This is a genomic window from Cyclobacterium sp. 10D3-21, assembly GCF_055809755.1.
The window spans coordinates 4,780,174-4,800,894 of sequence record NZ_CM147924.1 but is presented as its reverse complement, the minus strand read 5'-3'; the positions used below and the strand labels follow the sequence as shown (position 1 = coordinate 4,800,894).

At 36.1% G+C, this 20,721-nt stretch carries 23 protein-coding genes and 2 pseudogenes; 24 read left to right on the top strand and 1 reads right to left on the bottom strand.

Annotation, left to right across the window (positions count from 1 at the left end):
- The first annotated feature begins 416 nt into the window (after window positions 1-416).
- From AC0L7T_RS18585 to AC0L7T_RS18545, 9 genes and pseudogenes are all read left to right on the top strand, one after another.
- A complete protein-coding gene (locus tag AC0L7T_RS18585) occupies window positions 417-1,046 on the top strand; it encodes a HEAT repeat domain-containing protein (protein WP_473337429.1) in 630 nt (209 codons plus the stop codon).
- 438 nt (window positions 1,047-1,484) lie between these two features.
- Window positions 1,485-2,291 carry an IS110 family transposase gene (locus tag AC0L7T_RS18580; protein ID WP_473337428.1) on the top strand — a complete coding sequence of 269 codons (807 nt, stop codon included), beginning with the start codon at window positions 1,485-1,487 and terminating at the stop codon, window positions 2,289-2,291.
- Window positions 2,292-2,342: 51 nt separating this feature from the next.
- Entirely contained in the window at window positions 2,343-2,849 is a 507-nt protein-coding gene (locus tag AC0L7T_RS18575) for a transposase (RefSeq protein WP_473337426.1), read from the top strand.
- 40 nt (window positions 2,850-2,889) lie between these two features.
- Complete coding sequence (locus AC0L7T_RS18570; protein WP_473337424.1) at window positions 2,890-3,174, top strand: DUF6966 domain-containing protein; 285 nt, start codon at window positions 2,890-2,892, stop codon at window positions 3,172-3,174.
- A gap of 93 nt (window positions 3,175-3,267) precedes the next feature.
- A complete protein-coding gene (locus AC0L7T_RS18565; RefSeq protein ID WP_473337422.1) occupies window positions 3,268-3,786 on the top strand; it encodes a hypothetical protein in 519 nt (172 codons plus the stop codon).
- 392 nt (window positions 3,787-4,178) lie between these two features.
- Window positions 4,179-4,502 carry a nucleotidyltransferase family protein gene (locus AC0L7T_RS18560; protein ID WP_473337420.1) on the top strand — a complete coding sequence of 108 codons (324 nt, stop codon included), beginning with the start codon at window positions 4,179-4,181 and terminating at the stop codon, window positions 4,500-4,502.
- Window positions 4,471-4,782: pseudogene (locus AC0L7T_RS18555) on the top strand (HepT-like ribonuclease domain-containing protein). Before AC0L7T_RS18560 ends, AC0L7T_RS18555 begins: the two are co-directional and overlap by 32 nt.
- A 198-nt stretch (window positions 4,783-4,980) precedes the next feature.
- Window positions 4,981-6,021, top strand: a complete 1,041-nt coding sequence (locus AC0L7T_RS18550; RefSeq protein WP_473337417.1) for a dioxygenase family protein — start codon at window positions 4,981-4,983, stop codon at window positions 6,019-6,021.
- Window positions 6,022-6,815: 794 nt separating this feature from the next.
- Entirely contained in the window at window positions 6,816-7,892 is a 1,077-nt protein-coding gene (locus AC0L7T_RS18545) for a YARHG domain-containing protein (RefSeq protein ID WP_473337415.1), read from the top strand.
- 442 nt (window positions 7,893-8,334) lie between these two features.
- Here the strand turns inward: AC0L7T_RS18545 and AC0L7T_RS18540 are convergent, their stop codons facing one another.
- A complete protein-coding gene (locus AC0L7T_RS18540) occupies window positions 8,335-9,114 on the bottom strand; it encodes a phytanoyl-CoA dioxygenase family protein (RefSeq protein ID WP_473337413.1) in 780 nt (259 codons plus the stop codon).
- Window positions 9,115-9,599: 485 nt separating this feature from the next.
- Here AC0L7T_RS18540 and AC0L7T_RS18535 point away from each other — a divergent pair, with 485 nt between their 5' ends.
- The 15 genes and pseudogenes from AC0L7T_RS18535 to AC0L7T_RS18465 all read left to right on the top strand — a co-directional run bounded on the left by AC0L7T_RS18535 (window position 9,600) and on the right by AC0L7T_RS18465 (window position 20,455).
- Window positions 9,600-9,731: a hypothetical protein gene (locus tag AC0L7T_RS18535; protein WP_473337412.1), complete on the top strand. Its 132-nt coding sequence runs from the start codon at window positions 9,600-9,602 to the stop codon at window positions 9,729-9,731.
- 236 nt (window positions 9,732-9,967) lie between these two features.
- Window positions 9,968-10,543, top strand: coding sequence for a Crp/Fnr family transcriptional regulator (locus tag AC0L7T_RS18530; RefSeq protein WP_473337411.1), 576 nt, complete (start codon window positions 9,968-9,970; stop codon window positions 10,541-10,543).
- 73 nt (window positions 10,544-10,616) lie between these two features.
- The gene (locus AC0L7T_RS18525) at window positions 10,617-12,062 is read left to right on the top strand and encodes an apolipoprotein N-acyltransferase (RefSeq protein ID WP_473337408.1); all 1,446 of its coding nucleotides are present in this window, start codon (window positions 10,617-10,619) and stop codon (window positions 12,060-12,062) included.
- A gap of 411 nt (window positions 12,063-12,473) precedes the next feature.
- Window positions 12,474-13,430: a Fic family protein gene (locus tag AC0L7T_RS18520; RefSeq protein ID WP_473343382.1), complete on the top strand. Its 957-nt coding sequence runs from the start codon at window positions 12,474-12,476 to the stop codon at window positions 13,428-13,430.
- A gap of 126 nt (window positions 13,431-13,556) precedes the next feature.
- Window positions 13,557-13,682, top strand: a pseudogene (locus tag AC0L7T_RS18515) (Fic family protein); the annotation flags it as partial.
- 91 nt (window positions 13,683-13,773) lie between these two features.
- Window positions 13,774-14,028: a hypothetical protein gene (locus tag AC0L7T_RS18510; RefSeq protein ID WP_048643049.1), complete on the top strand. Its 255-nt coding sequence runs from the start codon at window positions 13,774-13,776 to the stop codon at window positions 14,026-14,028.
- Window positions 14,029-14,388: 360 nt separating this feature from the next.
- Window positions 14,389-14,721 carry a hypothetical protein gene (locus AC0L7T_RS18505; protein ID WP_473337404.1) on the top strand — a complete coding sequence of 111 codons (333 nt, stop codon included), beginning with the start codon at window positions 14,389-14,391 and terminating at the stop codon, window positions 14,719-14,721.
- Between the two features lie 689 nt (window positions 14,722-15,410).
- Window positions 15,411-16,277 (top strand): 6TM ABC transporter family protein, encoded by an 867-nt coding sequence (locus AC0L7T_RS18500; RefSeq protein ID WP_473337403.1) that lies wholly within the window; start codon window positions 15,411-15,413, stop codon window positions 16,275-16,277.
- A gap of 240 nt (window positions 16,278-16,517) precedes the next feature.
- Window positions 16,518-16,886 carry a type II toxin-antitoxin system RelE/ParE family toxin gene (locus AC0L7T_RS18495; RefSeq protein WP_020891684.1) on the top strand — a complete coding sequence of 123 codons (369 nt, stop codon included), beginning with the start codon at window positions 16,518-16,520 and terminating at the stop codon, window positions 16,884-16,886.
- Window positions 16,883-17,173: a helix-turn-helix domain-containing protein gene (locus AC0L7T_RS18490; RefSeq protein WP_473337401.1), complete on the top strand. Its 291-nt coding sequence runs from the start codon at window positions 16,883-16,885 to the stop codon at window positions 17,171-17,173. Before AC0L7T_RS18495 ends, AC0L7T_RS18490 begins: the two co-directional genes overlap by 4 nt.
- A gap of 161 nt (window positions 17,174-17,334) precedes the next feature.
- Window positions 17,335-17,784 carry a hypothetical protein gene (locus tag AC0L7T_RS18485; RefSeq protein ID WP_473337399.1) on the top strand — a complete coding sequence of 150 codons (450 nt, stop codon included), beginning with the start codon at window positions 17,335-17,337 and terminating at the stop codon, window positions 17,782-17,784.
- A gap of 541 nt (window positions 17,785-18,325) precedes the next feature.
- Window positions 18,326-18,499: a hypothetical protein gene (locus tag AC0L7T_RS18480; RefSeq protein ID WP_473337396.1), complete on the top strand. Its 174-nt coding sequence runs from the start codon at window positions 18,326-18,328 to the stop codon at window positions 18,497-18,499.
- Between the two features lie 163 nt (window positions 18,500-18,662).
- Window positions 18,663-19,124, top strand: a complete 462-nt coding sequence (locus AC0L7T_RS18475; RefSeq protein ID WP_473337394.1) for a hypothetical protein — start codon at window positions 18,663-18,665, stop codon at window positions 19,122-19,124.
- 876 nt (window positions 19,125-20,000) lie between these two features.
- The gene (locus AC0L7T_RS18470; RefSeq protein WP_473337392.1) at window positions 20,001-20,234 is read left to right on the top strand and encodes a hypothetical protein; all 234 of its coding nucleotides are present in this window, start codon (window positions 20,001-20,003) and stop codon (window positions 20,232-20,234) included.
- Entirely contained in the window at window positions 20,219-20,455 is a 237-nt protein-coding gene (locus tag AC0L7T_RS18465) for a type II toxin-antitoxin system RelE/ParE family toxin (RefSeq protein WP_473337389.1), read from the top strand. Before AC0L7T_RS18470 ends, AC0L7T_RS18465 begins: the two co-directional genes overlap by 16 nt.
- Window positions 20,456-20,721: the final 266 nt, after the last annotated feature.

The window sequence follows — 20,721 nt, the reverse complement described above, 5'->3', positions numbered from 1 at the left end:
TTTTTTAAGGGTTCCGGTCAATTGCCACGAAAATATTAGCGCATTGACTACTGGACTTCGTTAGGTTGACCGGAAACTGGCCGGGGGATAGGTTTTTAAAAATTTATTTTTTAACGATTTACAGAGGGGCAATACTCAAAATTTGTATCTTGTTACGACATTCTTAGGTCAATATTATATATAAATAAGGAACTGATATAAGCTGTCTTCAGGGGCTTCTTGAGTATTATAGCAATTGAGCCACAGCAATTTATATACAGGTAAGTGACCGGGAAATTAAAGCGGTTCGAAGTCCAATTGAGGACATGGATATAAAAATATAAAGTGAAACAAAACTACACCAAGTCAACCAAATAAGGATATATTGAGCAATAAAACTGCGCATATAACGAGTTGGCGGTAATGCAAAAATGACGATGGACAAGTACCAAATTGACCTAATCGAGAGAATGAATGACACAAGTGACCAGAAAATAGAATCTGGATATAAAAGTAGCGAGACAGTTTCTTGGAAAGCATTGCGAGAAGCTGAAAAACTCGAAAATAATGATTTCGTCCCTCAACTAATTGACTTTATCGATAAAGAAAAAAATAAGAAGAATCGCGACCGAGCGTATTTTATACTAGGACATCTTGCCAAGAACGCAATTGACGGTTCAGCAACTCAATATTTAATTCATAGAATTGAAAAGGAGACTGATAAATATATTATCGGTTCTTTACTTGACCGAATAGCTAATTTGGAAAAACCGAAAGGAACTGACTTGACACTAATCATCAAAGCAACGAAAAATAACAAGTGGCTGATAAGACATAGCGCCATTAAAGCATTGAAAAATTCTAATGACCAAGTTGCTGAAAAAACCTTAATCGACATTTTAGAACAATCGGAAGACCCAAGCGACTTGACCTACGCTAATTCGACATTGAATAGAATTGGAACTAATAAAGCGATTCCCCATATAGAGAAACATTTAAGTAGTCGAAAAAGAGATGTAAAGACATCAGCGAAATTGGCCATAGAAGAGATTAGGAAAAGAAATTAAAATAAATAAAAAAGCACATACCGCCAACATCAGCTATAGCAAATGCGGGTTTACTGGCTAAAAATGAAGATAATACAATTAATAAACTTTACGATAGGCAGACAATAAAGCGGCTTCAAAATCCCGCACTTGCAATAGCCAGGCCCGTTATCGGCAATCCTCCATATATGAAACACATTTACTTTCAGAGCTAACGGGTTGTTGCATCATCCCGACATTTTCTTAAATTAGTAAGGCTCTTTGTAAGGCCGATTTTTAAACTGTTGCTTCTGATTATTCGGAAAGCACGGGCGCAATCCTGGTTGGGATGCTTGCGATTACTTTAGTGGCGGTTCCGGTTTTTACCGGAAACCCTCCCGATTGGCTGCGCTCGGGACAGGCTGTTCAGAATATTTTCTTGCCAAAAGCACATCCCCTTAGAGCCTAAGTTGTCTCATTATGGAACAGGAATTTGTATCAATGCAAGTCGTTAATCCGCAGGCTGCGGGTATCGATGTAGGCAGTCGCTCCCATCGGGTGGCTGTGGGGCAATCCGAAAAGGATGTGCGTGAATATGGAGTCTTTAATCAGGATCTGTTCGCTTTGGCAGATTGGTTGAAAGAAAAAGATGTCAAAACAGTGGCCATGGAGAGTACCGGTACTTACTGGCAAAACTTGTATGCGGTTTTGATTTCCAAAGGGCTTCATGTGGTGTTTTGTAATGGAAAGTTTACCAAAAACATCAAAGGTAAGAAAACAGATATAAAGGACTGTCAGTGGATTCAGAAACTGCATACGCTAGGGCTTTTGACCAGTAGTTTTCTGCCTGATGGTAAGACAGAAGAACTCCGGACCTACTGCAGGCAAAGGGCTAATCTACTTCAATTAGCCGCCTCTACATCCAAGAAGATGCAAAAGAACCTTAGGTTGCTCAACCTGAGATTGGACGTAGTAGTCAAGGATATCTGTGGGCTGACCGGCCTGTTGATTATTAGGGCCATTTGCGATGGTGAAACCAATCCAGGAAAACTAGCCTCCCTCAGGCACGGAAACTGCCGGAAAAGTGAAGAAGAGATAGCCAAAGCCTTGCAGACCAATGGCAGGAAAGATTACCTTTTCGCACTCCAGCAGGAACTTGACACCTACGACCACCTCCAAAATAAAATCGATGAGTGCGATAAGGAAATTGATAAGATGCTAAATGAAATCATCAATTCCGATGACAATAAGCGGCAGCATTTTATTGATGCGAAGCCCCACAAATGAGTCAACAAAAATACCCCAAAGGACATTGATCTTAATTTGAAGTCCTATCAAATGTTTGAAGGTACTGACCTGCTTGCAATTGAAGGGATGAGTTATTCTACTGTTCTGGCACTAATGAGTGAGGTTGGCCTTGAAGGAATCAGGAAATTCAAAACAGCCAAGCATTTTACATCATGGCTGAGGCTTGCACCTAACAATAAAGTAAGTGGGGGAAAAGTACTTTCCAGTAAAGTTCCAAAAGGAAGCAACAGACTGAAAATCGCATTACGGAATGCTGCCAATGCCATTGGAAACCTGAAGGATTCTACACCACTACGAGACTTCTTCCATAGAATAAGCTTTAGAAAAGGAAGGGTTTCGGCTATCAGTGCCACCGCCCGTAAGCTGGCGGTTATCATCTGGAATATGGTGGTGAAGGGAGTTCCCTATATTAATCCGGAAGGCTATCTCTTCCTAGATCAGAAAAGAAAATTGGGTTTAGTTAAACGGATAAAGAAACAAATCGATAAATTCGGTCTGACTAATGAGGACCTTGGGCTCGAAATTGAGCCAATTTGAAAGTTTTTTTGTAACGTTAGTAAGAATTAACTTAGAGAAAGTGACTGAAATAAACAAGATAGAAAGAGTTTTAGATAAACTAATAACCTTGTTAAATGAAGACAATCAGAAAAACTGGGCAGAATGGTTTCTTAAAGCAAAAAATTTATTAAGGGTAGACATAGAAAGCTCCATTTCGAAAATTCTTGGAGCATATGGTAGTATGGGTTCATTTAATGATACATACTTAACGAAAATTACTCGCAAAAATGAAAATTTTTCCTCACTTAGAACTCAATTATGGGAATTGGCAATGGAAGTCAAAACAGAATTTAGAAAAAAATAAAAAAAGCATCTAATACTATGTGAAAATCCGTTTTACACTGACGTTGGTTCCAATGAAATGAAAGTCTTAATATCAAATATTCTTAACTTATTTATGTTAGCAATTGCAGGCTGTTCAACTGGCAATAATCCACATAATAAAGATTTTGTAGTAGTGAAAATTAACTTGGACTCACTCGAGCAAACAAGAAAAGATAATCCCCTTCCGCCTATTGCAATTTATTCAGAATATAATTTCCTGTTGTTAGACTCTTTAAAATATCCTTTATTTTTTAAAACTAATGGCTGGTTTGATGACCCGAATGCTATCATAATGGATAAAAACTATTTAAGTCAGCTTGATTTAGAAATTAGAACGATAAAGGATGTTAGGGACTGTATTGACTCTTTGATTAGTGTTCACAAAATTCATGAATCCAAGCCGCATTCTGAACTGCAGATTAGCATCATATCAGAATCAGATACTATAAAAAGGGAAGAATTCTTTGTAATATATGAGATCTTGAAATCAAATAATGTAAAAGTAATTGTAAGAGAACTACATGATTTTGAAAAACAAAATTTGGATCATAGAATAAAAAATAAAAAAAAATCACAAAATCAGAAAACTTAGGCTTTCGATTTGTCGAGTTGTAAAATCAGGTAATGAATCTATTTTTTGCAGGACAATAAGTAAAACTGGGAAATTATTAACGAATTTGACCTGATAAATAATTCGTCATACGATTTTAGAAAATCTAGATGGGATGATAACAAGTTGTTAATTTTCAATAAATTTGACGATGAAAAACACTCAATAGATGTATCAAATTATCAGAAATAAAGCACTTAACACGGGCTTGGTAAAAGTGGCGGTTCTGTGCTCCGCAGACACATTTGGGGTTAATCAAACATTAGTTCTCCGCATCAACATTTGTGGTGAAAATCGCCACCTTCGCCAAGCCCGAGAACCGTTATAGCCAATGCTGAAAATAGACTAATGGGAAAATTTGTATCTTTATAAAGATGGAAGAGCTGAAAAGACATATTGACCAGATAAAGGCACTCTGTGACACCAACAATGTGATAAGTCTTTTTGCTTTCGGTTCGGTAACAACTGATGGTTTCAGTCCTGAAAGTGATATTGATTTGATAGTCGATATTGAAGAAAATGATCCTTTAACCTATTCCGATAATTATTTTAATCTAAAGTTTGCGCTAGAGCAATTACTAAAAAGAGAGATTGACCTCTTGGAACAAAAAGCTATAAAAAACCCTTACCTAAAGCAGCAGATTGAAAAAACAAAAGTCCAAGTGTATGGAAAATCAAATCAGGACTTGGCTGTCTGATATAAAACAGGCAATTGATGAAATCAATCTTTTCATGCCTGAAAAAAGAGATTTTTTTGAATTCCGGAATGATTTAAAAACCAGAAGAGCCATTGAACGGAATGTGGAAATAATCGGAGAGGCCGTAAGCAGAATTCTGAAGGTGGATCCCAATATTCAGATCAAAAACTCTAGGTAGATTGTTGACACTAGGAGCAGGATTATTCACGGATACGACAGCGTATCCGAAGAAATTATCTGGTCAATAGTGATCCGTGACTTACCGAAACTGGAAATTTAAGTCAACGATTTACTTGAAGATACCGAATAGAAAGCACTGGCTATAACATCACCTTGGATACAGCGGGCGGTTTCGATTAAATATAAAAATCAGTATCTTTAAGAAGTTCGGAGTATTCTGGAAGAGTACGACTCCGGAAGCCCTCCGTCACCAAGCTGAATCACGTTGGTGGTCATTAAAAAAATAAAACACGAACAAATGAAAAACCAAAAGAAAATCAATCGTCGAAATTGGCTTCAGCTTGGGATTGGAGCTATAATCGGAACAATTTCATTGAAAATATTAGGCTGTAAAGAAAGTTCATCGAAGAAAGAAACAATCGTCGAGAATTGCGTTCCGACTCAATATGATACAATGGGACCATTTCACCCCAACAAAGACCAATCAGATAAGGACTTTGATTTGACAAGCTTCAATGGGGCAGCTGAAAAGCCGAAGGGCGAACTAATTTATGTAAGAGGAAAGGTTACAGACGTAAATTGTAATCCTATTTCAGGGGCATTAGTAATGATTTGGCATGCAAATACTCATGGAAAATATACCCACGAATATGATACAAATAAGGTAGAAGATGACCCAAATTTTCAAGGATGGGGTCAAATGAAGACAAATGAAGAAGGAGAATATGGATTTAAGACCATAAAACCAGGGAAATATGCTATTTCCGAAGGTGGTGATGACTGGAGGACTCCCCATATACATTGTAAAGTGGCAAAGCGTGGTTTTCACGAATTGATAACTCAGATGTACTTCGAGGAGGAGAAAGAATTAAATGAAAAGGATGCATTTGCCTCAGGCTTGTCTGATATTGAAAAGTCTCAAGTCGTAAGAAAAAGGCAAAAAGGCATTAACGGAATTGAAACTGAAGCAAGTTTAATCAATTTCGATATTACCCTAAAGAATGTGCTGAAAGAGGAAAAGGATAAAAAGATTTTTGCGGATTATATTGGGGATTACGAACTTAATTTAAGCCATTCTGAGTTAAAGGAGGAATTAAATATTTTTTATGGCGGAAAAAGAAACGAAATAACATTAACCATTTCACAAGAAAATGGAGTGCTGTATGCTGAAATGCCAATCCAACCAAAATGTGAAATATTCCCAAAATCTAAAGACAGATACATTTACAGAGCTTTCGAAGCAGATATTGAATTCAAGCGCAATGAAGAGAAACAAGTAACTGGATTAATTTTTCATAGACATTATGATTTCCCAGAAATAACGGCAAATAAAATCTAAAAAGAAGAAACCTGTTGCTAACCAGTCTTGAGCAATCGTAGTGCTCGATGGTGTTCATTAAATAATAAACTACATGGAAAAGTAATATAGAAATATTGGTTTTATCTTTTTGTTATTTATTCCTCTAACCTTCTTAGGATTTTACAAAACCTATTTTGTGTTATCTCCCGAATTTGTTGGGACAGTTGATGTTTACACACATATCCATGCATTTACAGCTTCCTTATGGATTACCCTTCTTATTGTTCAACCCGGATTATGTAATAGGATTTCCTGGCCCTGACGATAGTCAGGGGTGATGCCTGTCCCGTGTTTACGGGAAGTGTTGCAATCGCAAGAAAATCAGGCTGTTTGGAGATTTTAGCATAGCACCGCTATGGTGAACCTGTCTACCGTCAGTTAAAATTGAAAACAGCAACGATTGGGTATTTTAAAGCGATTTCAGCACGTAATAGAATGTCTATTGCATATTTAGGGTTCAACCTTTATTGATAAGGTCTAAGAACTTCAGTCTCCATCGAACATTTGGCAAAGTTTCATATTTAGTTTTCTTCGCTTTAATTCCTTCTTTTATACCCTGAAAGTAAGCCTGAAGAAAAAGAAATGATGATTAATGTGATCGTAAATCTTATTAACAGAACATAGAAAGAAAAACCCATAACATCACCTTGGATACAGCAGGCGTATTCGATTAAATTTGAAAATCAGTATCTTTAGGAAGTTAGGTGTAGGCTGGAAGTGAACAGATTGAAAGCCCACCGTCTCCAAGCATCGTTAACTTGCTACAAATTAAAATGAAAACGACACTATCGACAATATTGATTCTGTTTTTGACTTTTTCCGCCTTTGGAAACGATGGTGTTTATCTGACTCGTGGAAGTGTAATTTATCCGACTCAGGAGACAAGAATATCATTGGACAAAGAAATCCTGTCGTTCACAGTTCGAGACAGAGTAGGTTATGTTGACATTCAATTCCAATTCAACAATCCTGAAAGTACGGATAGAAAATTATTAATCGGATTTCAAGCTCCAACAGCAGCAGGGGACGTTTCGGACTCTCTGAGCAACTCAAATCAAATAAGCAATTTCACCATTATCCAAGACGGACAGATTCTTCCTTACAAATTAAAGGCTGCCGAATGTGAAGACTGTGAATTGAAAGACCCAAAAGACTTTCAATTCACACAATTTGACCCAGGAATTTTTGTCTTCCTCTTTGAAATCACATTTAAACCAGGGCTGAATCAAATAAACCATAGTTACAATTTCCCAGCAAGCGGAAATGTTTCAATGGACGAATTCTACAACTACATTTTGACTACAGGTTCAAAATGGGCAGACGGAAAAATTAAAGACTTGACGGTTAATATTGACATGGGACAAAATCAATATTTCTATGTAAACGACATTTTCGGTCAAACAGCAAATTGGTCGATTATCGGAACAGGAAAAGTAACCGATGAGAAGTTCGACTATATCGACAATGATTCATGTAGAATGGTAAGGACTCTAAGCGGCCAGGTTCAAATAAAGGTGACAGACTTCAAGCCAACTAAGAATATTGAATTTGGTGTGGTAAGTAGATACTCTTTTACTAGTTACCCAGTTGACTATGAAAAGATTAGAAAGGGTGAAATAGTATCAATTGGCAACTTGTTTTTAGAAGCTGACTACTCAAAAGAAGAACTCAGACTACTAAGAAATACTATTTACGCGCAATACGGCTACGACTTTAATAGTCCTGACCTTAAAGAATACTTTTCTCAATTCGCTTGGTACATGCCTAATCCGAACTTGACAATGGAAGACATTATACTGACTGAAAAAGAGAAAGAATTTGTTGATAAAATATTAATGAAAGAAAAATAAAAAACGTGTGGCAATAACTAAGCATTCTGACGACTGGAACAGCCTATTCTGAATGCAAGGTTGAACCCTGAGAAAGTTCAGGGTAAACTTCAATGACCCTTCGACCCCTTCGACAAGCTCAGGGGCCGTGCTCAGGGACCAGTACAGGGTGTTGGGAACATGGTTTACTATGGGGAATGGTTTTCCCTGTTTTATTTTTCAATGGTTGGAGGATGAGAAAGTTAATGTAATCGGTAATTAAAGGCCTTCCTTTACGTTATTTTGTTTTTTTTTGGAGGCTGAAGCCACTTTTATGATGTTTCAAGTGTGATTATTAGGTGGTTTTTCCCTTTTGGACATACCTGTCCCATTAAGCTAACTGGCGCTTTTTCTTTTGCTTTCTTATTTTATTAAACCAATTGGCTGGTGGCCCTGTTGGTCAAAATAGGCCAGTGTATGCTTTCTAATCTATTCCTAAGTGAATAGCCCTTTCAACGGGAGAATAGCCGATATCAGAATCTGAAATAGACAATTCGCCCTTTAACAACAAAGGTGGTTGTGCCATAAATTTAGGAGTACTTCCTCTATGTGGTTGAGCTGAATGGACTAAAAACGGATGACATAAGTAAACTGTACCTGCTTTACCAGTTGCATACACTTCTTTTCTTTTTGGCAACTCGTCCAACTTGTCTGCAAGTTCCATAAAAGAAAGACCTAAATCTCCTTCTTTAGACAGTACCTTTGCAACATCAATATGTGAACCTTCATAAATAACTGTTGGAGCATCATTTTCCCTGACATCAGAATAAAGAATCAACATCAATAACGCTCTTCCTTTCGATTTGACATTGACACGCCATTCAAGAAAATTATTTGGGTCATTTCCCGGAAAACTTGCATCTACGTGTTTTCCCGTATCGCTAGGTTGCTGATTAGATGGAAATCTGACAGGAAATGTTCCTACATTCCGACAAGGAATCCATTTGTCTTTACCAATTAACTGATTAAATGCATTATGCAACTTTGGAGTGTTTATGGAACTGACAAAAGGTTCATTTGTGTACATTCCCAAACGAATTACAGGCTCAACCCAGGTTGAAGGATTTGACCTGTCACAAGGAAGGTCCTTCCAAAGAATTTCTAAAGCAGCATCTGCTATTTCCTTGGAAAATGAATTATCAAGACGAACAAAACCGTTATAAATAAAATGCTCTATTTCGTTTTTACTCAGTATATCTGACATATATTTTTGTTTAAATAACCACCCACAAGCAACAATAAATACTGTCGTCAATAAACTTGGTTATAGGGTTATTAATAAAATGAGTGAATAATAAAAAAAGTACGCTTTGTATAAATAAAGCGCATTGCTTAAAGAACTAAGCTCGAAAGGAATATTATAGCATTACTGTCATTCTCATAGCGACAAAATTAAAAAAATATTTCTAAATCAACAAAACAAAAAAGGGTATCCACATAACATTGTATAAGCGTAATGCGGGCTGATTGGCTAAAATTGAGTATTTTGGTTTCCAGTAAAGTTTAGTACAAGCAGAAAGTGAATCGCTATTAAAACTGCATTACGCTTATACTAGACCGTTGGTGTGCCACGAAGCTGTGGTAATCCAGTAGGTGTAAATCCTACCTAAATAATTTGCTGTTCATTTAGAAGAGCTCCACCCGTTAGGGTTTCGCTGAAGCTCGGGATGCTCAAATGTGCAAGCCGTAATGCGTAAGCGTGAACCCATAGTAGCTTTGAGAAGTGTATCTGTAGATGGGGAGCGTTTTAACGGTTTCAAACCCTGGAAAGTTGCATGGATTAACAGCAATGTGAAGTGTAATGGTCTACCGGAGTCATAGGGATGGCGTGGTTATAGATGGATTATACCTATGCTTGGTAGATTCATTTTAAAAGCATATAAATAAGGCTATCAGTGAGCCGTATGAGGGGAAATCTCATAGTTTGCCTGCCTTTTACAGGATGCGTTTTGATGGAGGGGTGCTGATGGTCTGCTTCTTATTATTATCTTTATAAGAATAAATAAAGTAGGCTATCAGGCGCTACTCTACCCTGCAGGCACAACAAAATAAATATCGTGAATAAGAAAGTAAAAAATATTATAGATGGGATATTTCCAATATCTGAAAAATCATTTCAGGAAATAGAGAGTTTGCTGGAATATGAAACTTTCGAAAAAGGAGAAACATTTATACAAAGAAACAAACGAAATGAAAAGGAATATTTTATTCTAAGTGGGGTTTGTAAAAGCTATTTGGTAAATCCAGATGGAGATGAAATAACTATATCGTTATTCACGGAGAACAGCATCTTATCCCCTCATCAAACAAGAACCCCTAACAATATTTCAAATCTATATTTCAAGGCATTAACCAATTTAGAAATAGCTTCAATCAATGCCAAAGAATTTGAAAATTTAATGATTGAGATTATCGAAATAAGAAATTTTGCAAATACAGTGCTACAAAATGAACTTATGCAAAAAGTTGAAAAAGAAATAGGATTAGCATCTCTTACGGCAAAGGAAAGATTGATAGCGTTCCGAAAAAAACACCGACTTTTAGAAAATCTTATCCCTCACACAACTATTGCTTCATATTTAGGCATTACAAATATTTCATTAAGTAGATTACGAAAAGATTTGATGAGTTAATTGCTTTTTATCAAATGTTAATGGAGAACATTTTTAATCGCTCGAATTTTGTAAAGAATTTAAACGGTTAAAAATGAAAGAAATGAATCTATCTATTAAAAATTTGAAACCATTTTGGTTTTTACTGATTGGAATAGCAACTGTTTCAATGACACATATGTCATTCGGTGTTGACTTTTTTGCGTGGTTTTCTGTCGTTCCATTTTTGTTATATCTAAGTAATACAAAGGGGTGGAAATCAAGGTTGCTTTTTATTATTGCTTTAATTATTTCGTGGTCAATTGTCGTTCTGAAAATTATTACACCACCAATACCATTTTTAATGATTTTCCTTTTTTCTATTCCTATAAGTCTGTTCCATTTACCAGCTTATTTGATTTGGGATAAATTTAAAAATCATAAATGGTCAATACTGCTATTTCCGACAATCCTGATAATAATGGAATGGGTACAATATACCTTTACACCTTTTGCAAGTTGGGGAGTTATGGCCTATTCACAATCGAATAATATAAATATTATACAACTTGTTTCTGTATTTGGAATGGCAGGATTAAGTTTCCTAATTTATTGGGTAAATGTTTCAATTGCTCAATTAATGACAAGGAAAAAAGCAAATTTGTTATCCGTGTATGTACCTCTTTCAATTCTAGTTATTGTAATTATTTTTGGCTCACTTCGTATTGATAGGGAAAAATCAGAAGGAGTTAAAACAATACCTGTTGCAACAGTAGGAACAAATTCAACAGTTGGTGGTTTGCCTCTACCAACAAAAGAAAGCAACGATAAAGTAATATCTGATTTACTCATAAAAACGAAAAAAGCTGGTGATTTCGGAGCTAAAATAGTAGTTTGGAATGAGGCTTCATTTTTCACACTACCAAGTAATGAAAAAGATATCCAAAACTCAATAAAGGCAGTTGCAAAAGAGAAAAACATTTCAATTGTTGCATCTTATGTAGTACCTGTGTCTGAAAATCCTTTAAGATATGAGAACAAGTTTGTATTTATCAACGAAAAAGGAGAAATCGTATATTCGTATCTAAAACATCAACCTGTTCCTGGAGAACCTGCCATTCAAGGAACAAAACCTTTTCAGACAGTCCAGGTATCAGAAAGTAAAATTGGCGGAGCAATTTGCTACGATTATGATTTTCCATATATCGCACAAGAATTTGGAAAATTAAAAGCTGATATTGTTGCAGTTCCATCATCAGATTGGCGTGGAATAGACCCATTACATACAAGAATGTCAGCTTTTAGAGCAATAGAGCAAGGTCACTCAATAATTCGCTCAACCAGATTTGGACTTTCTGCAATCATTTCACCATATGGCGAAATGATAAGTCAATCGAGTAGTTTTGATGCCAATAATAAAGTAATGATAGCCAATATACAAGCAGAAGGAATTATCACAGTATATTCAATGGTTGGGGATTTATTTATTTATCTTTGTTTTGGTTTTTTGATAGCGTTTATAATAGTAATAATGATAAGAAAGTCAGCAGGTAACAATTAAGTTACAATGAACCGAAGCAAGGCTTCGGTTCATTGTAGTACCGGTCGACCGGGGTTGGACTCAAGCTCCGGTAGCTTTTTGCTATGGGGATTGGATTGGTTTTGTTGGGTAATTCAGGGAATTACGTAGCAGTAAAATTATTAAAAAGTAGACGAATTGATTGTCTAATAGTGCTTTTAAGTACTTGCCCATTGATTTTTGAGTTCCACCTGTGTTTAACAGAATACAATTTGATAAAGGGGGCGCTGAAGGTTTACTGCTTATTATTATTGGTACTAATAATTTAGGTTGTTAGGCTTTACTCAACGGCTTTTGTCTTTCACAAAACACCACAATTTGAAAATTGTAGAAATATTAAAGCCTATTGCCTATCTTTGATACTATCAAATGATACTATCATGATTGTATGGAATGAAACCACCTTATACTATAACAGGTAAAATTTTAAAGCTTGTTGCTTTAATTTCAGAGAAGATAGGTGAGGTAAACGCTGCTCATTTGAGTAAACCTCCAACCGAACTAAGGAAGAAAAACAGAATTAAAACAATTCACTCTTCTCTTGAAATAGAGGGAAACACGCTGACCATTGAACAAATTACTGCGATTGTTGAAAACAGAAGGGTGATTGGACCCAAGAAGGACATTCTGGAAGTAAAAAATGCCATAGTAGTATATGACTATTTGGACAACTTAAACCCCAATAGTTTCGCGTCTTTTTGTGAGGCCCATGGATTATTAATGAATGGCCTAATTGAATCTGCTGGACAACTCCGAAGTAAATCTGTTGGAATAATAAAGGGTTCAGAAATTGCACATATTGCTCCACAAAGTGGAATGCTTAAACCCTTAATGAATGATTTATTTGATTATCTTAAGAATGATGATGATTTAATTTTAATCAAAAGTTGTGTGTTTCATTATGAAATGGAATTTATACACCCCTTCATTGACGGTAATGGAAGGATGGGACGACTATGGCAAACCCTAATTTTAAAAAAATTCCACCCCGTTTTTGAGTTTTTGCCCATAGAAACCTTAATAATGGAACGTCAGGAAAATTATTATGAGGCTTTAAGGAAATCTGATAATTCTGGAAAATCAACCCTATTCATTGAATTTATGCTTGAAATTATACATGAATCATTTGAAGAATTACTAAATATACAGAATGTAAGCCTCAAAAATATTGACAGAGTCAACCTGTTCAAATCAATAATAAAGGAAGGTTACTTTTCCCGAAAGGATTACCTAAAGAATTTTAGAGAAATATCATCAGCAACTGCAAGTCGTGATTTAAAGTTTGCATTTGAAAATGGAATGGTTGAGAAAATCGGAGACAAAAACTCCACAAGATATAAATTCAAATAAAAAAAAGCCTAAGAACGTACAATAATTATAGACGAAACAGCAGTAAGTTCAAGGGTTGTAGTTTTATGGCTTGAAAAGTTTGTAGGTTAAATCCTTAACAGAAACAATTGGATTGAAAATGAAGTAGAAATTGACCCTGTTCTTAAAGCCGCAATAGCACATTTATGGTTTGTTACCATCCACCCATTTGAAGATGGAAATGGTAGAAAAACGAGAGCAATTACTGAAATGATATTGGCTCGCTCCGAAAGGCAATACGCTGCCAAAAAGTTTTAGAGAAACCTACTTATTATGAAAAATAAGTATAAAGAAGAAATTTCGTATATTTATTAAAAATCAGGCTATGACACACGCGGAACGCCATATTGTGGAAACCTATTCAGCGCTTTTTGAAAGTTTAAGTGCTGTAAGTAAATTAGAATTGCTCGAACGACTTACTAAATCTATTAAGAAAGGCAGAAGGCTTAATGAAAAGGATTTTTTCAGTTCTTTTGGGGGATTTGCATCAGATAGGCCGGCCGAAGAAATTAACAAGGATATCAGGGAAAGTAGAAAGTTCAGAACAAAGGACTTGAAAATTGTTTTATTTCCGAAATAACAGTTTTTGAACTCAAATACGGAGCGGAAAACAGCGATAATCCTAAAAGGTCACACAAAGCCGTTGACAAATTTGTAAGAGGACTGACAATAATTCCAATCTTTGGGATTGTAGATCAGTATGCACTTAACAAGGTCTATCTACGAAAAAAAGGAACACCTCTACACGATTTGATTTGATAATTGGGATAACTGAACTTGCAAATGATATGACTTTAGTAACCGACAACGTAAAAGATTTCCGGCATATTAAAAACTTAAAGTTAGAAAACTGGGTAGAAAGAAAATAACCTCCCTGTTCACAAAAAACACCTCCCAAAGAAATTGAAAAAGCGAGTAGGTTGATAGACTCAATTATAAAATGGCAAAGCAGAATCCTTGGATAATCGGAATATTAGGGCTTGGCGTTTTTCTATACCTGGCGTGGAATAATTTTGAAATACCCTTTGCTCCTTGGACAAAAACAGCAGAAATAAAAGCAATAATTACAAAAAATGCACTTGGGTATGGACCCAAAGGAATGGGATTTGTTCAAATTATCACAATAACCTATCAAGTTGGAGATTCAGTCTATGTCCAGAAGGAAAAACTTTATCAGAGAGTCAATAAAAAAGAAGTAGGATCGAAGGTTTTAATTGAATATGCTATAAATAATCCTGGTAATTTCGAAATCATAGGTTTTTTGAAGCATTGAATTAATATTTTCATCAAATAACATTATATATCTATATGGAAAAAGGTGGTTTCATTCCTGTTCGTATAGTTGTTTGAGTAGAAGGGTTATTATTTGGATGAAAGAGGAATTAGAAACAATAATGAAAGCACATTGGTAGCATTTTCAGTAGCGCAAAGTTTACCTGAGCAAAGGGATTTGATGATTAAACTGATAGTAAACCTGATAAAGAACTGAGTCTAACATCACCATGGATACAGCGGGCGGTTCCGATTAAATGGCAAAATCAATAGCTTTAGGAGGGTAGGGATCGTTTGGAAGGGAACGGTTCCAAATTCCCTCCGGCTCAAAGTTGAACCCCATTATGGCACATTATAGAAAGACCGAGCTAAATGACAAACATTCGATTTAGAAAGGGGAAAATATCCATTCGAAATATCGGTCCACAGAGATTTTGGATTGGAATAGTGGCAGGACTGATTTCAGCGATTTCAATTTCATTGTTTTTAAATCATGCAAGAGAAGTTCTTCGGCTATACACAAGTATGCAAGCGGACTTGCTGATTTTAGAAGAAAATGAACTTCTATTTTTCAATTATTTCTTCTCATTCCTTTCTTCTGTATTGGGACTTTCAATCACAATATGGATTTGGATGCTGAACAAAAAACAAAATCGAAGAAAGGACAGAATTTACAAACAGCTTTCCGGAATGAATGCTTTATTAATATTCTGGGTCATTCTGATGATAATATCTCGTTTTGGTTCAATCCTACCTATAGTTTTATTTGGAACCCCAGGTTACGACAACCATTTAAATCTTTATGAAGAATATTGGATACTTTTTGTTTTGATACCAATTGTCGTATTTATGCAAAGTTGGTTTACGGTTAGGCTTGTTTACCAAGCAGGAAGATGGATTTTTTCAACGTTCCTTCTCTGTATGCTGACTGCATTCGTACTACAATTAACGACTACAGTAAGTCAAGAAAAACTCAATCTAGCATACCATCAAAGGTTTGAAAGGGATTACAATTATATCGACCAAGAAATAAGGATTGCCAAGGAAAAATATGGAATTGACTATAGTGATCAGACTGTTGAAATTTTGAAAAAACAGGTTACAGAAAGTTCTGTCAAGCAGGTTGAAAGAGTTAAAAAGGCATTTTATGTCGACAACCCTGTTACATTGGACACGATAATTCTTCAAAAAATAATAATCAGAAACTACAAAGAAGGAGGTAGGTATTATTACAAAAGAAACGCAATTGAAAATTGGCGGTATGCATTACCTATTGACATTTTAAAACAACTAAGCTATTTTGACCAGAAGGCTAAGGAAACAAAGGAGCTTCTTGAAGTTCTAAAAGAAATGATTGATTTGGTGAATACACCAGAAATACATTGGCAAGAATACCAAAATTTCACTAAAACAGAAAGAAGTAGAAGTTTAGGAGCAAGATATAATATACCTGACCCATTAATAGAACAGTTAAAAAAAGTTCAGACCCGGCTTTTGGAAGACGACCGATATTCTGACTTTTTCAAAAATTTACAAGCAATAAAAGATAGAGAATGAAAGGAATAAGGTACCACAATAACCAAGCATTCTGACGGTTGGCCCTTCGACCCTTCGGCCCCTTCGACTCCGCTCAGGGGTCATGCTCAAGGACCACAGGCTCAGGGACCATGTTCAGGGTTAAGATTATTGTATCGAGACGAAACACTTTATTTAACAAATAATAATAGGCCGATAGGGGTTACTCCTCAACAAGTTTTAAATTTTGAAAATAGTAACTTTTAAGTTACATTTACGTCTATGGATAAAGTAAGGGAAGTCATAGCCTACCAAGACCATTTTGAGAAATTTCTGAGAAAACAGACGGAAAAAGTTCAAAATAAAATCTATAAGGTGATTGAGGCTATTGAAACCCTGGAAAGAGTACCTAAAACTTACTTAAAACCTATCAAGACCAAGAAAGGGTTATTTGAAGCCCGTATTCAGTTGGGTTCAAATATTTGGAGGGTGTTTTGTTTTTTTGACGAAGGAAAGCTTGTTGTTTTATTAAATGGCTTTCAAAAGAAATCACAAAAAACACCTCCCAAGGAAATTGAAAAAGCGAGTAGGTTGATGGACCAATACTTTTCCGAAAAAGAATCAGAAAATAAGAAAAGGACGAAACCATGAATACGAAAAGCTGGAAAGACATAAAAGAGGATGTGTATGGAATGAAAGGCACATCCAGAAGAGATGAACTTGATAGAGATTTTGAATCCTTTAAAATCGGTGTATTATTGAAGAAAGCCAGAGAGGACAAGAATTTGACCCAGGAACAACTGGCAGAATTAGTAGATAAAAAAAGAACCTATATTTCAAGAGTTGAAAATAACGGAAGCAACCTCACGCTAAAAACGCTCTTTGACATAGTAGAAAAAGGATTGGGAGGAAAAGTCAAAATTACTATTGAAGTTTGACAACAAAAAAATACGAGCTATAACATCACCACGGATACAGCGGGCGGTTCCGATTAAATAGCAAAATCAATAGCTTTAGGAGGGTAGGGATCGTTTGGAAGGGAACGCTTCCAAATGCCCATCGGCTTAAAGCTGGACCCCGTTGTGGTGCATTATCTGCAATGATGAATAAAATTACAATACTTGCTCTTGCCTTAACGCTACATTCCTGCGCAACTAGCACATCGGAACAAAAATCTAACGTCTTAGAACTTGAGATTGATGCGCCATTATTAATCGAATTCGAGACTCAAGAAACTGAGCTCAGTGATGCACTCGATTTAATTATTGGACATTTAAGGGCAAAGAATGCTCCTCTTGACAGCCTTTATCTAATGGGGTATCAAACTGACTCGATACCATGGAAATTTGATATAGGACACTATCAGAATTTTGTCTCAAGAGCCCTTGTTATGCAAGATAATGCTAGGGTTGATTCGATTCTGAAATACGATACAGTTGAATTTATGGAGCCGATCTATATCCCTCCAACAGGAAACTTAAGTGGTTATGAGAGATTCATTCTCTATAACCCTGAAACTGGTGAACTCAATGACTTCTTATATCAATGAAAAGTGGACGCATGTCAATTACTTAGCATTCTGACGGTTGGCCTTCGACCCTTCGACTCAGCTCAGGGGCCATACTCAAGGACCACAGGCTCAGGGGCCATGCTCAGGGACCAGTTCATCGTATCGAGAAATAGGTTTACTTTTGGGAATTGTTTTCCCTCTTTTGTTTTTTAGCGCTTGGAGAATAAAAAAAGTAGGTGGTTATAGGTTGTTCCTTTGCGTTGTTTTCAGGAGACTAAGACCACTTTTCTGATGGCTTAATTGCATGTTTTAGGCTGTTTTTATCATTTGGACCTACCTTTCCCAATAAGCTTTTTGATCCTTACTGTTTTGCTTCTAAACCTTTATACAAACCAAACAGAACTAACTGGGAGGTCGTATTTTTGCCATTACCAATAAAAAGGTGCTCTCTCCCTTAGATTCCTTGACCGAAACACTTAATTTGTTAAAAAATAATAAGGCGAAGGGGTTGGGTGCATGGTTGATTTATATGCAACTCCGAGGCAAAATAGGTATAGATTCAATTGTTGTGGCAATTAAAATGAGACTGATAATAAACATAAAACCACCAGACTCAGAAGTGAAAAGTTTAATGATTTACGACGCTGAAGTTGGAGTAAATCTGTTTGGATCCTATAAAGAAGCTGATTCACATGCAATTTGGAACAATTGGTTTGAGAAGGTTGAATATGCAATTGAAGCTTCACAAGAATAGGGTGTTAATCAAAATGATTGGCAAGAAATACCACACCTTTTAGAAAGTTGCCAACACGAATGGATAGCGCCAGTAAGAGTGATAGGGCGAGAAATTGGAAATCCTGAATCGGGCAAATTTGAAAGATTGGCAAACGGAGTATGGATAGAAATCAAAACTTGATATGAATAAGCTAAATTTTGAAATAAGAAAAGACGTGGTTAATGATAATTACACAATATTTTCTACACAAATAATTATTGACGGTAGAAACCTGATTGATTCATTAAAAGATTATGAACTGAGATTTGTGGAAAAAGGTAGTGAAAATATTGCAGGAGCTTATGACGGACTTGACCCAAAAGTTCTTTTTGCAAACTTGACAAATTCCGAGGGCGAAGAAAATTCAAAGGAAGATAAAAAAGATATACTTGATTGTGACTGTGGTTCACGAGGCTGTTGGACTTTTATGATTAAAGTAATTGAAAAACAAGATACCGTGATTTGGACAGGATTTGAACAAATTCATCTAGGCAAAAATTCGCAGAATTTTTGGGATTATTCTGATTTTAAGGATTTTGAATTCAATAAAAATGAATATTTTAAGAAACTAAATGAACTATTAACTACCCACAATAAAGTTTAAAAATAATAGCTGAGACAGTAGTAAATTCAGGGGGTGTAGCCGATTCAAATTTTCTATATTTTGACAGAAAAGTACTACGCAGTCGGCTATATTCTTATATGTGCCGATAGCCTTCCACGAAGCTGTGGTAATTCAGAAGGGGTAAATCCACCTAAATAATTTGCTGTTTATTTAGAAGCGCTCCACCCGTTAGGGTTTCGCTGAAGCTTGGTAGGCTTAAATGTGCAAGTTAAAATATATAATACTGGACCTATAGTAGCTTCGAGAAGTATATCAGTAGATAGGGAGCGTTTTGATCTCGGTTTTTGGGAAAACCATGGGACATTTAAAGGATTAACAGCAATGTGAAGAGCAATGGTCTACCGGAGGTATTGGGGTGGGGTGGTTATAGATGGATTATACCTATGCTTGGTAGATTCATGTGAAAAGCAAATAAAGAAGGCTATCGATAAGCCGTAGGAGGGAAAACTTGATAGCCTGTCCTTTGTTTAACAGGATACGGTTTGATGAAGGGGGCTGATCCATTACTTCTTATTATCTTTAAACCCGGATTATGTAATAGGATTTCCTGGCCCTGACGATAGTCAGGGGTGATGCCTGTCCCGTGTTTACGGGAAGTGTTGCAATCGCAAGAAAATCAGGCTGTTTGGAGAATTTAGCATAGCACCGCTATGGTGAACCTGTCTACCGTCAGGTAGAATTGAAAACAGCAACGATTGGGTATTTTGAAGCGATTTCAGCACGTAATAGACTGTCTATTGCATATTTCGGGTTAAAGGTAGTAATAATGTAGGCTATCAGGGGCTACTCTACTGAGCAAGCTCTACACTAGTGAATATTCTCCAACTTATTACAAAAAAACAAGTATCTTAGAATATGGTAACTGACGAACATAAAAATAGGCTTATCGAAAAAATTAAATCAATCCATGACAAGGATATCATTGATGAAATTTATAGGCTTCTTAAGGTTGACTTTGACGATCCGGTTTATATGACAAATGAAAAACAAAAAGCTGAAATAGCTGAAGCCAGAAAACAAATCGAAAAAGGAGAAGGAATTGATTCTGAAGAAGTTTTCAAAAATGTGCGTAAATGGCTAAAAAAATAAAATGGTCCCCTCTAGCCGAAAGGGAATTCAAAGAAATTATAGCGTATTGGACTAACCGAAACAAATCAGAATCTTTTAGTGAAAAATTAATTGATTTGTTTGAGGACGCCACAGAGCTGATTGCCACTTTTCCAGAAATGGGTCGGTCAACGGACATTGAAAATGTTCGTCAGAAATTAGTCCGAGATTATTTAATCTTCTACGAGGTAGACGGAGAATAATAAATATACTAACAGTTTGGGATCCAAGACAAAACCCTGACAAATTGGAGCTACGTTAAATTGTGTAGAGACAGCTCAAAACATCACCTTGGATAAACAAGAACTCATAGTAGCTTCGAGAAATGTTGCTGTAGAGCGTTTTGATATTGATTTACGGGAAAATCCTGGGACAACCTAGTCCCCTTCGGCCCTTCGTCACCCTTCGACCTTTCGACTCCGCTCAGGGACCGTGCTTAGGGGTCAGATCATCTTATCGGGAATTGTTT

Coding starts and splice junctions, on each gene's coding strand:
- AC0L7T_RS18475 (WP_473337394.1), top strand. CDS start 18,663: ATGAATAAGCTAAATTTTGAAATAAGAAAAGACGTGGTTAATGATAAT.
- AC0L7T_RS18505 (WP_473337404.1), top strand. CDS start 14,389: ATGGCAAAGCAGAATCCTTGGATAATCGGAATATTAGGGCTTGGCGTT.
- AC0L7T_RS18500 (WP_473337403.1), top strand. CDS start 15,411: ATGAATGCTTTATTAATATTCTGGGTCATTCTGATGATAATATCTCGT.
- AC0L7T_RS18470 (WP_473337392.1), top strand. CDS start 20,001: ATGGTAACTGACGAACATAAAAATAGGCTTATCGAAAAAATTAAATCA.
- AC0L7T_RS18545 (WP_473337415.1), top strand. CDS start 6,816: ATGAAAACGACACTATCGACAATATTGATTCTGTTTTTGACTTTTTCC.
- AC0L7T_RS18480 (WP_473337396.1), top strand. CDS start 18,326: ATGAGACTGATAATAAACATAAAACCACCAGACTCAGAAGTGAAAAGT.
- AC0L7T_RS18535 (WP_473337412.1), top strand. CDS start 9,600: ATGCGTAAGCGTGAACCCATAGTAGCTTTGAGAAGTGTATCTGTAGAT.
- AC0L7T_RS18520 (WP_473343382.1), top strand. CDS start 12,474: ATGAAACCACCTTATACTATAACAGGTAAAATTTTAAAGCTTGTTGCT.
- AC0L7T_RS18580 (WP_473337428.1), top strand. CDS start 1,485: ATGGAACAGGAATTTGTATCAATGCAAGTCGTTAATCCGCAGGCTGCG.
- AC0L7T_RS18490 (WP_473337401.1), top strand. CDS start 16,883: ATGAATACGAAAAGCTGGAAAGACATAAAAGAGGATGTGTATGGAATG.
- AC0L7T_RS18565 (WP_473337422.1), top strand. CDS start 3,268: ATGTTAGCAATTGCAGGCTGTTCAACTGGCAATAATCCACATAATAAA.
- AC0L7T_RS18495 (WP_020891684.1), top strand. CDS start 16,518: ATGGATAAAGTAAGGGAAGTCATAGCCTACCAAGACCATTTTGAGAAA.
- AC0L7T_RS18525 (WP_473337408.1), top strand. CDS start 10,617: ATGAAAGAAATGAATCTATCTATTAAAAATTTGAAACCATTTTGGTTT.
- AC0L7T_RS18465 (WP_473337389.1), top strand. CDS start 20,219: ATGGCTAAAAAAATAAAATGGTCCCCTCTAGCCGAAAGGGAATTCAAA.
- AC0L7T_RS18550 (WP_473337417.1), top strand. CDS start 4,981: ATGAAAAACCAAAAGAAAATCAATCGTCGAAATTGGCTTCAGCTTGGG.
- AC0L7T_RS18575 (WP_473337426.1), top strand. CDS start 2,343: ATGTTTGAAGGTACTGACCTGCTTGCAATTGAAGGGATGAGTTATTCT.
- AC0L7T_RS18510 (WP_048643049.1), top strand. CDS start 13,774: ATGACACACGCGGAACGCCATATTGTGGAAACCTATTCAGCGCTTTTT.
- AC0L7T_RS18485 (WP_473337399.1), top strand. CDS start 17,335: ATGATGAATAAAATTACAATACTTGCTCTTGCCTTAACGCTACATTCC.
- AC0L7T_RS18585 (WP_473337429.1), top strand. CDS start 417: ATGGACAAGTACCAAATTGACCTAATCGAGAGAATGAATGACACAAGT.
- AC0L7T_RS18560 (WP_473337420.1), top strand. CDS start 4,179: ATGGAAGAGCTGAAAAGACATATTGACCAGATAAAGGCACTCTGTGAC.
- AC0L7T_RS18540 (WP_473337413.1), bottom strand. CDS start 9,114: ATGTCAGATATACTGAGTAAAAACGAAATAGAGCATTTTATTTATAAC.